The following is a 13099-nucleotide window of genomic DNA, read 5'->3' on the forward strand; positions in this document are numbered from 1 at the left end:
TGAGCCGTTCTGCTGTGGGGTGAGTCGGGAAATGTGTCCGGTAACGAATCCTGGTGAGCGTAGCGTGACTGAGATGTCGCGGTGCGCGAACATCGGTGGTTCGCGCCGGTCCGGGTGGGCGGGATCGGGCACGTCTTCGAACCCGGGCGCCCCATCTTCGAACCCGGGTCGTGGCGCGTGTCGGCCCCTGGGGGGCGGCCGGGCGTACTCCCTCGTTCATCCGCCTCACCTTTTCACCCGAATGATCCAGGTCAAGGACCGCCTCGCCGCGCGTTCGACCCTTCGGCGGGCCTGTTCGTCAACTGCCAGTTGTCTCCTCGTCGTTCGACGTGGCCCAGGGAGTGGAGTTCGTACAGCCGGGCGAGGGTGTCGTCGGGGGTGGTGCCGGCTCGTCCGGCGATCTCTGCCAGGGGGAGGGGGAGGCGGGCGGGGAGGGCGTCGAGGACGCGGGCCGCGTCGGGGGTGAGGAGGTCTCTGGGGAGGACGGGGCCGCGTCGGGTGGGGGCGAGCTGGCCCATGTCGCCGACGAGTTCGACGACCTCGGCGGCGTCGGTGACGAGGGTGGCTTCGCCGCGCAGGAGTTCGTGGACTCCGGCGGAGAGCCCGCTGGTGGCGGGGCCGGGGATGCCCATGGTGTGACGGCCGAGGCGTTGGGCGTGGCGTGCGGTGACGAGGGAGCCGCTGCGGTATTCGGCCTCGATCACGACGGTGCCCCGGGTGAGGGCGGCGATGACGCGGTTGCGCAGGATGAAGCGGCTGGGGGTGGGGTGGCTGCCGGGGGGTAATTCGCCGATGACGAGGCCTTGTTCCGCGATGCGGCCCAGGAGGCCGGCGTGGCCCCGGGGGTAGGGGACGTCGACGCCGCAGGCGAGGACGGCGATGGTGGCGCCCTGGACGGCGAGCGCTCCGCGATGGGCGGCGCCGTCGATGCCGAAGGCGGCTCCGGAGACGACGACCCATCCGCGTTCGGCGAGGTCGGAGGCGAGGGTGGTGGCGATGTGCGCGCCGTACGGGGTGCAGGCGCGGGCGCCGACGAGGGCGACGGAGCGCAGGGCCCAGGTGCGGAGGTCGGCGGGGCCGCGGAGCCAGAGGCCGATGGGGCGGGTGTCGCCGAGGTCGTCGAGTTGGCGGGGCCATTCGGTGTCGCCGGGGATGACGAAGCGTCCGCCGTGGCGTGCGATGGCGTCGAGGTCGTGTCGTGGAGCGGTGTCGGTGGCGCGGCGGCGCCAGCCGTCGACCCGTTTGCCGCCGGTTCCGGGGAAGGGGGTGGCGCGGGGGTGTGGGGCGTCGGTGGCGTGGGGCCGGGGCGGGGGGCCGGTCGGGGGGCCCTTCAGGACGGTGTCGACCGCCGGCCCCGGTCCCCGCCCTGAGTCCTGGTCCTGGCCCCGGCCATGGCGGTAGAGCCGGTCCTGGTCCTGTCCCTGGCGGTGCGCCTGGTCCGGGCCCTGGTCCCGGTGGTCCTGGCCGTGCTCGTCACGGTGCCCGTGTCCGTGGTCCTGACCGGTGAGGCGTCGGAGGAAGCCAATGGCTCCGTAGTGCCGGATCCAGCGGCCGGCGTGTTCGTCGCCCGGTTCGACGATGCGGGTGAGGGCGGCGCGGGCGAGTCGTTCGTCGTCGGGGGTCATGAGCGGTCTCCGCTTCCCACGGGTACGCCTCGGGCGATGCCGGTGCGCAGTTCCAGGGCGAGGCCGACGTCGTGGGCGTCGGGCCGGTCGTGTCCGGCGAGGTCGGCCACGGTCCAGGCGACGCGGAGGACGCGATCGAGGCCGCGGGCGGTGAGCATGCCGCGTTCGATGTCGCGTTCGGCCGCGGCGAGGGCGCCGGGGGCGAGGGTGTAGCGGGTGCGGAGTTCGTGGCCCGGGATGTCGCTGTTGACGGTCCAGGGGGTGTCGGCGAGGCGGGTGGCGGCGCGGTCGCGGGCTTCGCGGACGCGGTCGGCGACGGCCGCGGTGGGTTCACCTCGGCCGCCTTGGGCGAGGAGGTCGGAGCGGGTGACGGGTTCGGCTTGGACGCGCAGGTCGACGCGGTCGAGGAGGGGGCCGGAGAGACGGGCCTGATACCGGCGGATGAGGGAGGCGGGGCATTCGCATCCGGCGCCGTGGAGGGTGTGCCGTCCGCAAGGGCAGGGGTTGGCGGCGAGGGTGAGGAGGAAGCGGGCGGGGAGGCGTACGACTCCTGCGGCGCGGGCGACGACGACGTGTCCGGATTCGAGGGGCTGGCGGAGTGCGTCGAGGGCTTTTCCGGAGAACTCGGGTGCTTCGTCGAGGAAGAGGACGCCTCGGTGGGCGAGGGAGACGGCGCCGGGGCGTGGGAGTCCGTTGCCGCCGCCGACGAGGGATTGCATGGTGGCGGAGTGGTGGGGGGCGCAGTAGGGGGCGCGGCGGACCAGGGGTTCACCCGGGGGGAGGATGCCGGCGACGGAGTGGACGGCGGTGACTTCGAGGGATTCCTTGCGGGTGAGGGGCGGGAGGATGCCGGGGAGCCGTTCGGCGAGCATGGTCTTGCCGGCTCCGGGTGGGCCGGAGAGGAGCAGGTGGTGGCTGCCCGCGGCGGCGACTTCGAGGGCTCGCCGGGCGCCGTGCTGTCCGGCGACGTCGGCGAGGTCGGGTCCGTCGGCGGGGTCGGCGGCGAGGCCGGTGCCGACGCCTGCTCCGGGGACGAGGAGTCCGGCGAGCATGGCGTCGGGGCGGCCTTCCGCGGCGGGTTCCTCCACGGGGGCGGGTTCGTCGGTGAGGATGGCGATGAGCTGGCGCAGGGTGCGGACGCCGAGGACGCTGACGCCGGGGACGAGTGCGGCTTCGCCGGCGGTCTGTTCGGGGACGACGACGTGTCGGTAGCCGGCGTCGGCGGCGGCGAGGACGGCGGGCAGGACGCCGCGCACGGGGCGTACGCGTCCGTCGAGGCCGAGTTCTCCGATGAGGACGAGGTCGGCGATGACGCGGGGGTCGATCCGCTCGGCGGCGCCGAGGACGGCGGCGGCGACGGCCAGGTCGAATCCGCTGCCTCCTTTGGGGACGGAGGCGGGGCTGAGTCCGACGGTGAGTTTCTTCTGGGGCCATTCGGCGTCGGAGTTGACGATGGCGGCCCGGACGCGGTCGCGGCTCTCGGTGAGGCTCTTGTCGGGGAGGCCGACGAGGGTGAAGGCGGCGACTCCGGGTTCGAGGTCGGCCTGGACCTCGACGACGACGCCTTCGACGCCGACGAGGGCGACGGAGCAGGTGCGGGCGAATCCCATCAGGCCACCCCTCGTGCGTGGGTGAGGCGGGGTGCGCCGCGGCGGGGCAGGAGGACGCCGATGAGGTCGATGCGGATGCCGCCGTCGGGTGGCGGTGTGCCGTGGCGGTCGAGCCAGCAGGCGGCGAGCCGTTTGAGCCGGTCGGCCTTGGCGGGGGTGACGGCGGCCATGGGGTGTTCGTAGGTGCCGTCGCGGCGGGTCTTCACTTCGCAGATCACGACGGTGTCGCCGTCGCGGGCGACGATGTCGATCTCTCCGGCGCGTCCGCAGCGCCAGTTCCTCGCGAGGACGGTCATGCCGGTCTCGGTGAGCCGGCGGACGGCGAGTTCCTCTCCGTACCGTCCGAGTGCTTTCGTGGCGTTCATCGGTACCACCTCCGGCACCGACTGTGTCGGCCGGCGGCGCGGGGTGCCGGGGGCTGGGGAGGGGCGGTCGCCTGTGGACAACCGCCTCACCCCTGGGGGTGGTTTACCCGCTTGGGGCCGGGGTGGGGCTCAGCTGCCGGGAAGCTCCAGGTCGCTCTTGTTGAGCTCCTCGATGTTCACGTCCTTGAAGGTGAGGACGCGGACCTGCTTCACGAATCTGGCGGGCCTGTACATGTCCCAGACCCAGGCGTCGGCCATGGAGACCTCGAAGAACACCTCGCCCTGGACCGAGTGGACCTGCATCTCGTAGTCGTTGGTGAGGTAGAACCGTCGCTCGGTCTCGATCACGTATTTGAACAGCCCGACGACGTCGCGGTACTCCCGGTAGAGCTTCAGCTCCATCTCGGTCTCGTACTTCTCGAGGTCCTCGGCGCTCATGGCATGTTCCCCTTCAGCCGTGCGTCCCCCCATTGTGCGCCAGGCACTCGCACCCCTAGACGATTTCCGGGGCGAGAACCACCGGGGCACTCGGAGGTCCCTCGTCGAGCAGCGTGTGGAGCAGCTCGGCGAGTCTGGTCGGGTACACCGTCTCACGGGCCGCCGACAGTTCGGCGGAGGTCCACCACCTCAGCCCCGCGACGCTGCGCTCCTCGAGTTCGGTGAGGCCGGCGGGGGCGGTCGCGGTCTGGGTGGTTCGTGCCAGGTAGTACCACTCGTCCTGGTCCCAGCGCCGGCCGTCGAAGGGGAAGGAGCAGACGCGCTGCCAGACGACCGGTCCGAGATCGACGTCGGTGATGCCGGTCTCCTCGGCCAGTTCGCGCAGGGCGGCCTGCTCGTGGGTCTCGTCGCCCTCCAGGCCTCCACCGGGCGTGAACCACCAGGTCTGGTCGGGGGCGTCGGGCTCGTAGCCGTGCAGGAGGAGGATGCGGTCGTCGGGGTCGAGCAGGATGACCCGGGCGACGCGTCGCGGTTCGGGCTTCCGTCCGTCCGCCGTGGTGTCCGTCCGGTCGGTCACGCGTCCACCGTCTCCTTCCGCGGCCGTGCGGTCGCGCGTCGGGCCAGGGGGCCGTAGGCGGCTCCGGCCAGGACCAGTACACACCCGCCGGCGATCGCGTAGAAGAGGGGCGTGACGGGGCCGGGTCGTGAGACGCCGCCGGGGAGGGCGGCGAAGCTCGCGGGGCGCTCCAGGACGCCGTCGAGCGGCCAGGCGATGGCGTCCACTCTGGCCGTGACCGCGGTGCGCGGTACGGAGCCCTGTCCGGCCTCCTGGAGGTGGACGCGGGAGTCCATGGAGTTGTGCCGTTCGTCGCCGAGGAGGAAGAGGTTGCCTTCGGGGACGGTGGCGGAGAACTTCTGTCCCGAGGCCGGGTATCCCGGGAGCAGATACGGTTCCTCGATCGGTTGGCCGTTGATCGTGAGCCGTCCGTCGGCGCCGCAGCAGGCGACGGTGTCGCCGCCGATCCCGACCACCCGTTTCACCATGGGCATGTCGCCCCACAGGGGGTCGTCGAAGACGACGACGTCACCCCGGCGGACCTCGTCGCCGTCGATCCGCTGGGCGAGGACGCGGGAGCCGACCTGGAGGGTGGGGGTCATGGAGTCGCTGGGCACGGTGTAGGGCTGGTAGAGCACGGCCCCCCAGGCGAAGCCGCCGAGGAAGAGCACACAGCCGACGGCCACGACCAGCCCCGACAGCACGCTGCCGAGGCGGCCGTGGCCGTCTTCCGTACGTATGGTCCCGCTCATCCCAGCGCTCCCCACCTCGGAGGTCGGTTCGACGATCTGGGACGGCACCCTACCCGTGGGGTGCTACTCGGCGGTATGGCGTGCCGTGAGCCACTTGCGGCGCCACAGGACCAGCGGCAGGGCGCCGGCCAGTCCCGCCGCGCCGGGGGCGACGGCGAGGGCCTTGTCGAGGCCGGGCTGGTCGAAGGTGGCCGGCACGGGGAGCGTCGCCCAGCGGGTCACGGGCCAGGCCACGACGATGGCGCGGCCGACGACCTGGTCGTCGGAGACGGTGCCGCCGCCGGGAAGCTCCTGGTGGAAGCGCGAGTCCAGGGAGTTCTGCCGGTTGTCGCCCATCACCCAGATGCTGCCCTTGGGGACGTTGATCGGCCCGAAGGACTTCTCGCACGGCACGGAGCCGGGGTAGAGGTAGGCGGACTCGTCCAGCTCCTTGCCGTTGAGGACGACCTTGCCGCCCTCCTTGCAGGAGACGGTGTCGCCGCCGACGGCGATGACGCGCTTGATGAGGTCCTTCTCCTCGGCGGACGGCATGAGTCCGATGAAGCTGAGGAACTTCTGCAGCACGTTGGGGTCGGTGGCGGGCTGGTTCTCCAGCCAGCCGCCCGGGTCGTGGAAGACGACGACCTCGCCGCGCTCCGGCTCGGAGCCGAACCACGGGGTCAGCTTGTCCACCAGGACGCGGTCACCCTTCTGCAGGGTGTTCAGCATCGATTCCGAGGGGATGGAGAACGCCTGCACCAGGAAGGTCTTGATCAGCAGCGCGAGCAGCAGCGCGATGCCGATCAGCAGGGGCAGTTCCTTCCAGAAGGAACGCGGCTTCTTGGGGCCCGCTCCGCTCTGCCCCGCGTCGTCCGCGGAGGCGGCGTCCCCGGGGTCGGCGTCCCGGCGGTCCGGGGAGTCATCCGTCATGGCGACCGACGACTCGCCGAGCCTCTCCGGCCTCTTGTCGGGCTCGTCGTGTCCGGATCGTGCGCCGACGGCCAAATCCCCCACATCCACTCCTCAGTCCGTGCGATCGCCTGTCCCGGAACAGGGACAGGCCCATCACTCCCATAACGAGCGGGAGTTCCGCAGGGGTCGGGAGCCAGGGCAATCCGTTCAGATTCCGCGAGGACACACTATGCGACGGACCGAGCGCGGCAGTGGAGGCCGCGGGCCGGTCCGGGACGGCGGCGAACGTCTCCGGTTCCTCCAGCCGGCGCCAGTGACCGACCGGCCAGGCGATGACGACGGCCCGTCCCACCACCTCTTCCTCGGAGATCGTTCCCTGATCCTTCTCGCTCAGGTGGAAGCGGGAATCGGCGGAATCCGACCGGTGATCGCCCAGGACGAAGATCCGGCCGGCCGGCACCCGCACCTGGAACGGGATCGTCGAAGGTGTGTTCCCGGGGTGCAGATACGGCTCGTCGAGGGGTACGCCGTTGACGCTGATCCGGCCGTCCTTGCCGCAGCACTCGACCGTGTCGCCGCCGACGGCGACGACCCGCTTGATCAGATCCTGCTCGTCGGCGGAGGGCAGCAGTCCGATGAAGGTCAGGGCCTGCTTGATCTGCTTGACGCCGATCGGGTCGTCACCGGCGGGCGGGGCCTCGTCCTGGAGCCAGTTGCCCGGGTCCCTGAAGACGACGACGTCGCCGCGCTGCGGCTTGGAGCCGAACCAGGGCGTGAGCTTGTCCACCAGGACCCGGTCGTCGATCCGGATCGTCTGCTCCATGGAGCCGGAGGGAATGACGAACGCCTGCACGAGGAAGGTCTTCAGGACGAGGGCGATCAGCAGCGCGACCGTGATCAGGAGCGGGATCTCCTTCACTGCGGAGCGCTGCCTGCGGCGCTTGACCTTGCGGGCGAGTCTGCGGCGCTCGGCCCGGCCCGGCATCGGGCGGCCCGCGCCGTCCGTGGGGCGGGTGCCGGTCGGCAGCCGGACGTCGCCGCGCTCCCCCGCCGGCCGGCCCCGGTTACCCATGGCCGCCCGCCGGCGCCGGTACGGCGTCGAAGGCGCCGCTGTCCGGCACCTCCGACCAGCGTCCGAACGGCCAGCCGATCCAGTCGGCGCGCCCGATCACCCGGTCGACGGGCACCATGCCGCCGCCCGGCTGCCCGAGGTGGTCGCGGGAGTCGCTGGACTGACTGCGGTGGTCACCCATGACCCACAGGGTGCCCTGCGGGACGACGATGTCGAAAGGCACCCTCGAGGGGGCGTCGCCCAGCATGACGTAACGCTCCTCGACCCGTACGCCGTTGACGGTGATCCGGCCGTCCCGGTCGCAGCAGACGACGCGGTCGCCGCCCACACCCACCACGCGCTTGACGAAGTCGGTCTCGGCCGGCTCGGCGAGGCCGAGAGCGGCGGCGGCGTCGCGCAGCAGACCGGTGACGGGGTTCTGTCCGGGTGCTTCCCGGAGGAAGGAGCCGGTGCCGTCGAAGACGACGACGTCACCGCGGCGCGGCTCGCCGCCGAAACGGTACGCCAGCTTGTTCACGAGGATCCGGTCCCCCACCTGGAGCGTCGGTTCCATCGAGCGGCTGGGGATCAGGAAGGGCTGCATCACGAAATGGCTCAGGAGCAGGAGGAAGACCACGCAGACTCCGCCGGTCATCCCGGTGCGCCGCCAGGACGGCCCGGCGGGGCTCTCGTGCGGCTCGTCCGGCGCGCCCGCCTCCGGAACGCTCCCGTCGGCGGCGCCCTCGTCCGGAGGACCCGCCTCCGAAGCTCTCGCGGCCGGAGCACCCTCATCCGGACCCTGCGTACGGGGGGCGCGGCCCCCGGTCTCCCCCCGCGCCCCGCCGTCGGTGTCCCGTTCCGGCCGGCGGGTTCCCTCGGTCCGCGCCTCGTCTCCCCGCATACGCGCGGAGCGCAGCCGCTCCTCCGTACCGGAGGAGCGGCTGCGCTCCGTGTGCTGTGCTTCGGTGTCCATCGGGGGCAGAGCCTATCCGGCCGCCCTGTGTATCAGTGTTCCGAAGCTCCGCGCGAACCGAGAGCCGAAGCTCACCTGTCGCGCTTCTCCTTGATCTTCGCGGCCTTGCCGCGCAGCTCACGCAGGTAGTAGAGCTTGGCGCGACGGACGTCACCGCGGCTGACGAGCTCGATCTTCTCGAAGATCGGGCTGTTCACCGGGAAGGTGCGCTCGACGCCGACGGAGAACGAGACCTTGCGGACCGTGAAGGTCTCGCTGACGCCCGAGCCCTGGCGGCGGATGACGACGCCCTTGAACTGCTGGATACGCGAGCGGTTGCCCTCGATGACGCGCACGTGGACGTTCACGGTGTCGCCGGGACGGAAGGCGGGGAGGTCGGTGCGGAGCGCGCCCGCGGTGACCGAGTCGAGCAGGGAGGCCATGGAGGTCTCTTTCCTCGCTGATGCCACAGGTCATCAGCGGTACGTTCGAAGTGAATGGAGTGCCGTCGCACCGGGCGGGCGTCGTTCCCCCTGTGGCAGGGGCGCACGCCGAACAGACAGCAGCGGCCTATTCTTCCACGCCGTCGGGCCTGCGCCAAAATCGGCCGCCGGGTTCCGGGGACCAGCCCATCATGGAGAGGATCTCCCGGTCCTTCTTGTCGAAGAGGGACGGGTCGCAGCGTTCGATCAGGTCGGGCCGGTGGGCCGCGGTGCGCCGGAACGCCTCGTCGCGCCGCCAGCGCGCGATCTTCCCGTGGTGTCCGCTGAGGAGCACGTCGGGGATGCCGTGGCCGCGCCACCGCGGGGGCTTGGTGTAGACGGGGCCTTCCAGGAGGTTGGCCATGGCGCCGGGGGCGAAGGAGTCGTCGCGGTGGGACTCGGCGTTGCCGAGGACACCGGGCAGCAGGCGGGCCACGGCCTCGGTGACGACCAGGACGGCGGCCTCGCCCCCGGCCAGGACGTAGTCGCCGATGGAGACCTCGTAGACAGGCATCCGGGTGGCGTACTCGTCCATGACACGGCGGTCGATGCCCTCGTAGCGGGCGGGCGTGAAGATCAGCCAGGGCCGCTCGGAGAGTTCGACGGCGAGTTCCTGGGTGAAGGGACGGCCGCTGGGCGTGGGGACGACCATGACCGGGCCGTGGGCGCCCGCCTCGAAGCCGTCGGCGAGGATCTGGTCCAGGGCGTCGCCCCAGGGCTCGGTCTTCATGACCATGCCGGGGCCGCCGCCGTAGGGGGTGTCGTCGACGGTGTTGTGCCGGTCGTACGTCCACGCGCGCAGGTCGTGGACGTGGACGTCGAGCCGTCCACGCGCACGCGCCTTGCCCACGAGGGAGACGTTCAGCGGTTCGAGGTACTCGGGGAAGATCGTGACGACGTCGAGCCTCATGCGTCGTCGTCCCGGGACGAGACGATCTCGGCGCGGTCGTCGATGAGGCCGGGCGGCGGGTCGATGACGGCGCGCTGCGCGTCCAGGTCGATCTCGGTGACGATCTCCCCGACGAACGGGATCATCAGCTCGGTGCCGTCGGGCCGTTCGACGATGAAGAGGTCCTGGGACGGCAGGTGGGAGATCTCGGTGATCCGGCCGATCTCGGTGCCGTCGGCGAGCACGACGTCCAGGTCCATGAGCTGGTGGTCGTAGTACTCGTCGTCCTCGTCCGGCGTCTCCTCGGGGTCGACGTCGGCGATCAGCAGGATGTTGCGGAGGGCCTCGGCGCCGTTGCGGTCGCGGACGCCCTCGAAGCGGAGCAGGAGCCGTCCGCTGTGGACGCGGCCGGTCTCGATGGTCAGCGGACCGGCGGAGGCCGGGTCGGTGGCCAGGACGGCTCCGGGGGCGAGCCTGAGCTCGGGCTCGTCCGTCCGCACTTCGACGGTGACTTCGCCCTTGATCCCGTGGGCGCGGCCGATCCGCGCGACTACCAGCTGCACGACGTACACACTCTCCTGTCGGACGACGACGGGCCGGGGTGGGCGTCATGCCCTCCCCGGCCCGTTGCCGGCGCATCTTCGGTGAAACGGTCGACCGTTCTCAGCGGACCTGGTCCACGTCGACGAGGTCGACGCGGATGCCACGGCCGCCGATGGCGCCCACGACGGTACGCAGCGCACGCGCGGTGCGGCCGTTACGGCCGATCACCTTGCCGAGGTCGTCCGGGTGGACCCGGACTTCCAGGACGCGGCCACGGCGCAGGGTGCGCGAGGCCACCTGCACGTCGTCGGGGTTGTCGACAATGCCCTTCACGAGGTGCTCGAGAGCCTCCTCGAGCATGCTCAGGCCTCGGTCGACTCGGTGGACGCGGCCTCGGCCTCGTCCGCCTTCTTGTCGGCCTTCTTCGCCTTCGGGGTGATGGCCTCACCCTTGGCGTCGTCGCCCTCGAGGCTCTTGGCGAACACGTCGAAGGAGGCGCGCTTGTCCTCCTTGGTCGCCGGCTGCAGCAGCGGCGCGGGGGCCGGCAGGCCCTTGTGCTTCTGCCAGTCGCCGGTGAGCTTCAGGATGGCGAGGACCGGCTCGGTCGGCTGGGCGCCGACGGACAGCCAGTACTGCGCACGCTCGGAGTCGACCTCGATCTTCGACGGGTTGTACGTCGGGTGGTACAGACCGATCTCCTCGATCGCACGACCGTCCCGGCGGGTGCGGGAGTCGGCGACGACGATGCGGTAGTGCGGCTGGCGAATCTTGCCGAGGCGCTTGAGCTTGATCTTGACTGCCACTGGAGTGGTGTCTCCTGGTCTTGACGTGGTTGGGCACATGAGATGCCACGTGGGGTTGCGGTACTCGGGTGCCCGATGGACGCGTCAGCCGGAGGAGAGAGGGGTCCTATGCGACTGTCGAGTACAGCTAGCCATTGTGCCACACGCGCGCGACGCGCCGGACCCGGCCCCGGAGCCGGGCGGCGGAGGGCGTCGGCCGCCCGCCCCCGGGTGGGACGGCCGACGGTCCGGGGTCAGCTCGCCGCACCGACCGTCTCGGGGATGCGGAAGGGCTTGCCGCAGCCGCCGCACATGATGGGGGCCTGGGCGAGGACGGAGGGGACGACGCGGACGTTGCGCCCGCAGTCGCAGACGGCTTTGACGCGGACGCCGCCGCCGGAGGAGCCGTGCCGGGCGGCCGGGCCGCGGAAGGAGCGCTTGGTGTCGGCGGCCGTGGCCACCGTGTGGGCCTTGAGGGCCCGCTGGAGCCGCTCGATCGTGGGGCGGTAGCGCCGCCGGGCCTCGGGGTTGAGCGTGACCAGGGAGAAGCCGCTGCTCGCGTGCGGCTCCTCGGGGTGGTCCAGGCCCATCTCCTCGGCGATCGCCAGGAATCTGCGGTTGTGGTAGCGGCCGGCGCGTGAGGTGTCGCGGACTCCTCGGGCGGCGGCGATGCCGTGGACTGCCTCGTGAAGCAGTCGTTCGAAGGAGAGTTCGGCGCCGCAGGCGGACGAGGACTCTCCGATCAGGGACTCGGGCGCGGCAAGGTCGGGCAGCTCGGGGTGGTGCCGCTGAATGTCGGCCCACGCCTGTGCCAGCTCTGCGGCGAGAACAGGTGGTGTCGTGCTCACGTCGCGTACAACGAGCCGGGGCGCCCCCGGGTTCCATTCCGGGGCATCCCAAATAATTTGCACGTACCCGTCAGTTGCCGCTGTTGCGTCCGGAGGAGGGCCAGTGCGCCGATCTGCGGAGAAGCCGCGCAGCGGGCGCCAAGCTGGTGCGTAGCGGCGCATACGCCCCGGCGCGTAGGAATGCCGTACGCGCCCCGGGGCTCTGGCAGGACAGTACCGGGTGTCCGTGCGAGGCGGCGCACCGCCCCGCGCGGAAGTCGTCACCCGAAGGGAAGTGATGCGGCGCGAGCACTGGACGCGGGCACGGATGCGCAGTTCCCTGGCATACGGGGGGATGCGGGAGTACTTGGACACGGGGGCTGTCGACGAGGCACTGATTGGGGCGCATTCCATGACACCTACGCTCGTCCCGCACCACCCCGCGCGTGACTGGGCCGAGATCCAGGAGCGCATGCTGGTCCCGCTCTACGAGGCGGTGTACGACCGTCTCGGCCTGGGGCCTGGTACCCAGGTCCTGGGGCTCGGCTGCGGGTCGGGCCTCGCGCTGCTGATGGCGGCCGCGCGGGGCGCCCAGGTCACCGGCGTGGACGGGGACCACGCGCGCGTGGAGCTGGCCCGGGAGCGGCTTGCCCAGGCGGGGGGCCACGCGGTCGTCGAGGGAGACCCGGCGGCGGCCTGCGGTCTGTCCCGACCGCCGTTCGATGTGATCACCGCCTTCCACCCCTCCGACGGGCTCGGTGCCGCCGTGGCGGCCGTCACCCCTTCGGCCCAGCCGGGGGCGGCGGTCGTGCTGGCGGGCTGGGGCCCGCCCGAGCGGTGCGCGACGGCGTCGGTGCTGCGGGTCGCGGCCCGGCTGGCCGGCGCCCGCCCCGGGCCGCGCGAGGGGCTGGAGGAGGCGGTGGCCCGCTCGGGCCTTCGGCCGGACGGCTCGGGCGGGGTGTCCTGCCCCTTCGGCTACGCGGACACGGACAGCGCGGTCCGGGGACTGCTCTCCACGGGTGACTTCGACGCGGCGATCCGCGCGACGGAGCAGGCGCAGGTGGAGAAGGAGATCCTGGAGGCCCTGGACCCGTACGTCCGCGTCGACGGGACGGTGTGGATGCCGAACGTCTTCCGCTACCTGATCGCCCGCGTGCCGTGAGGGACGGCCGGGCGGCCTGAGCGGGGCGGAACACCGACGCACGGGGCCGGCTGAACGAGAGCCTTGGGTGTCGCGTGGCCGACCCCCGTGCCGCGTACCGTGTCCCGCCTGCCCCGGGGCGGGGCGGAACACCGACGCACGGGGCCGGCTGAACGAGAGCCTTGGGTGTCGCGT

General features: G+C 71.9%; 16 protein-coding genes. 1 reads left to right on the top strand and 15 read right to left on the bottom strand.

Translation table 11 applies throughout. The annotated features are described in order from the left end of the window. Nucleotides 1–251 precede the first annotated feature (251 nt). The 15 genes from dprA to AB0K65_RS26395 all read right to left on the bottom strand — a co-directional run bounded on the left by dprA (nucleotide 252) and on the right by AB0K65_RS26395 (nucleotide 11784). Nucleotides 252–1625 (bottom strand): DNA-processing protein DprA, encoded by a 1374-nt coding sequence (gene dprA, locus AB0K65_RS26325; RefSeq protein WP_365720642.1) that lies wholly within the window; start codon nucleotides 1623–1625, stop codon nucleotides 252–254. Beyond that, nucleotides 1622–3235 carry a YifB family Mg chelatase-like AAA ATPase gene (locus AB0K65_RS26330; RefSeq protein WP_365720644.1) on the bottom strand — a complete coding sequence of 538 codons (1614 nt, stop codon included), beginning with the start codon at nucleotides 3233–3235 and terminating at the stop codon, nucleotides 1622–1624. Before AB0K65_RS26330 ends, dprA begins: the two co-directional genes overlap by 4 nt. Beyond that, nucleotides 3235–3600 carry a YraN family protein gene (locus tag AB0K65_RS26335; protein WP_365720646.1) on the bottom strand — a complete coding sequence of 122 codons (366 nt, stop codon included), beginning with the start codon at nucleotides 3598–3600 and terminating at the stop codon, nucleotides 3235–3237. Before AB0K65_RS26335 ends, AB0K65_RS26330 begins: the two co-directional genes overlap by 1 nt. Nucleotides 3601–3729: 129 nt before the next feature. Continuing rightward, the gene (locus AB0K65_RS26340) at nucleotides 3730–4038 is read right to left on the bottom strand and encodes a DUF2469 domain-containing protein (RefSeq protein ID WP_005311352.1); all 309 of its coding nucleotides are present in this window, start codon (nucleotides 4036–4038) and stop codon (nucleotides 3730–3732) included. 55 nt (nucleotides 4039–4093) lie between these two features. Further along, nucleotides 4094–4615 (bottom strand): NUDIX hydrolase, encoded by a 522-nt coding sequence (locus tag AB0K65_RS26345; RefSeq protein WP_365720648.1) that lies wholly within the window; start codon nucleotides 4613–4615, stop codon nucleotides 4094–4096. Then, nucleotides 4612–5346, bottom strand: coding sequence for a signal peptidase I (gene lepB, locus AB0K65_RS26350; protein WP_365720650.1), 735 nt, complete (start codon nucleotides 5344–5346; stop codon nucleotides 4612–4614). The genes AB0K65_RS26345 and lepB (AB0K65_RS26350) overlap by 4 nt, the downstream gene beginning before the upstream one ends. Before the next feature lie 63 nt (nucleotides 5347–5409). Then, nucleotides 5410–6330, bottom strand: a complete 921-nt coding sequence (gene lepB, locus AB0K65_RS26355; protein ID WP_365720681.1) for a signal peptidase I — start codon at nucleotides 6328–6330, stop codon at nucleotides 5410–5412. After that, entirely contained in the window at nucleotides 6245–7309 is a 1065-nt protein-coding gene (gene lepB, locus AB0K65_RS26360) for a signal peptidase I (RefSeq protein WP_365720652.1), read from the bottom strand. The genes lepB (AB0K65_RS26355) and lepB (AB0K65_RS26360) overlap by 86 nt, the downstream gene beginning before the upstream one ends. Then, nucleotides 7302–8189, bottom strand: coding sequence for a signal peptidase I (gene lepB / locus AB0K65_RS26365; RefSeq protein ID WP_365720683.1), 888 nt, complete (start codon nucleotides 8187–8189; stop codon nucleotides 7302–7304). The genes lepB (AB0K65_RS26360) and lepB (AB0K65_RS26365) overlap by 8 nt, the downstream gene beginning before the upstream one ends. A 143-nt stretch (nucleotides 8190–8332) precedes the next feature. Further along, on the bottom strand, nucleotides 8333–8683 hold the full coding sequence (gene rplS / locus AB0K65_RS26370) for a 50S ribosomal protein L19 (protein ID WP_365720654.1): 351 nt from the start codon (nucleotides 8681–8683) through the stop codon (nucleotides 8333–8335). Between the two features lie 127 nt (nucleotides 8684–8810). Then, entirely contained in the window at nucleotides 8811–9632 is an 822-nt protein-coding gene (trmD, locus tag AB0K65_RS26375; RefSeq protein ID WP_365720656.1) for a tRNA (guanosine(37)-N1)-methyltransferase TrmD, read from the bottom strand. Next, nucleotides 9629–10174, bottom strand: a complete 546-nt coding sequence (gene rimM, locus AB0K65_RS26380) for a ribosome maturation factor RimM (RefSeq protein WP_365720658.1) — start codon at nucleotides 10172–10174, stop codon at nucleotides 9629–9631. The genes trmD and rimM overlap by 4 nt, the downstream gene beginning before the upstream one ends. Before the next feature lie 100 nt (nucleotides 10175–10274). Further along, entirely contained in the window at nucleotides 10275–10514 is a 240-nt protein-coding gene (locus AB0K65_RS26385) for an RNA-binding protein (protein ID WP_003980229.1), read from the bottom strand. 2 nt (nucleotides 10515–10516) lie between these two features. After that, on the bottom strand, nucleotides 10517–10957 hold the full coding sequence (gene rpsP / locus AB0K65_RS26390) for a 30S ribosomal protein S16 (RefSeq protein ID WP_365720660.1): 441 nt from the start codon (nucleotides 10955–10957) through the stop codon (nucleotides 10517–10519). Between the two features lie 233 nt (nucleotides 10958–11190). Then, complete coding sequence (locus AB0K65_RS26395; RefSeq protein ID WP_365720662.1) at nucleotides 11191–11784, bottom strand: hypothetical protein; 594 nt, start codon at nucleotides 11782–11784, stop codon at nucleotides 11191–11193. 391 nt (nucleotides 11785–12175) lie between these two features. Here AB0K65_RS26395 and AB0K65_RS26400 point away from each other — a divergent pair, with 391 nt between their 5' ends. After that, a complete protein-coding gene (locus tag AB0K65_RS26400) occupies nucleotides 12176–12925 on the top strand; it encodes a class I SAM-dependent methyltransferase (protein ID WP_365720664.1) in 750 nt (249 codons plus the stop codon). The last annotated feature ends 174 nt before the right edge of the window (nucleotides 12926–13099 follow it).

This window comes from Streptomyces sp. NPDC053755 (assembly GCF_040677675.1).
In the GTDB taxonomy this organism is placed as follows: Bacteria; Actinomycetota; Actinomycetes; order Streptomycetales; family Streptomycetaceae; genus Streptomyces.

Coding starts and splice junctions, on each gene's coding strand:
- dprA (WP_365720642.1), bottom strand. CDS start 1,625: ATGACCCCCGACGACGAACGACTCGCCCGCGCCGCCCTCACCCGCATC.
- AB0K65_RS26330 (WP_365720644.1), bottom strand. CDS start 3,235: ATGGGATTCGCCCGCACCTGCTCCGTCGCCCTCGTCGGCGTCGAAGGC.
- AB0K65_RS26335 (WP_365720646.1), bottom strand. CDS start 3,600: ATGAACGCCACGAAAGCACTCGGACGGTACGGAGAGGAACTCGCCGTC.
- AB0K65_RS26340 (WP_005311352.1), bottom strand. CDS start 4,038: ATGAGCGCCGAGGACCTCGAGAAGTACGAGACCGAGATGGAGCTGAAG.
- lepB (WP_365720650.1), bottom strand. CDS start 5,346: ATGAGCGGGACCATACGTACGGAAGACGGCCACGGCCGCCTCGGCAGC.
- lepB (WP_365720652.1), bottom strand. CDS start 7,309: ATGGGTAACCGGGGCCGGCCGGCGGGGGAGCGCGGCGACGTCCGGCTG.
- lepB (WP_365720683.1), bottom strand. CDS start 8,189: ATGCGGGGAGACGAGGCGCGGACCGAGGGAACCCGCCGGCCGGAACGG.
- rplS (WP_365720654.1), bottom strand. CDS start 8,683: ATGGCCTCCCTGCTCGACTCGGTCACCGCGGGCGCGCTCCGCACCGAC.
- trmD (WP_365720656.1), bottom strand. CDS start 9,632: ATGAGGCTCGACGTCGTCACGATCTTCCCCGAGTACCTCGAACCGCTG.
- AB0K65_RS26385 (WP_003980229.1), bottom strand. CDS start 10,514: ATGCTCGAGGAGGCTCTCGAGCACCTCGTGAAGGGCATTGTCGACAAC.
- AB0K65_RS26400 (WP_365720664.1), top strand. CDS start 12,176: ATGACACCTACGCTCGTCCCGCACCACCCCGCGCGTGACTGGGCCGAG.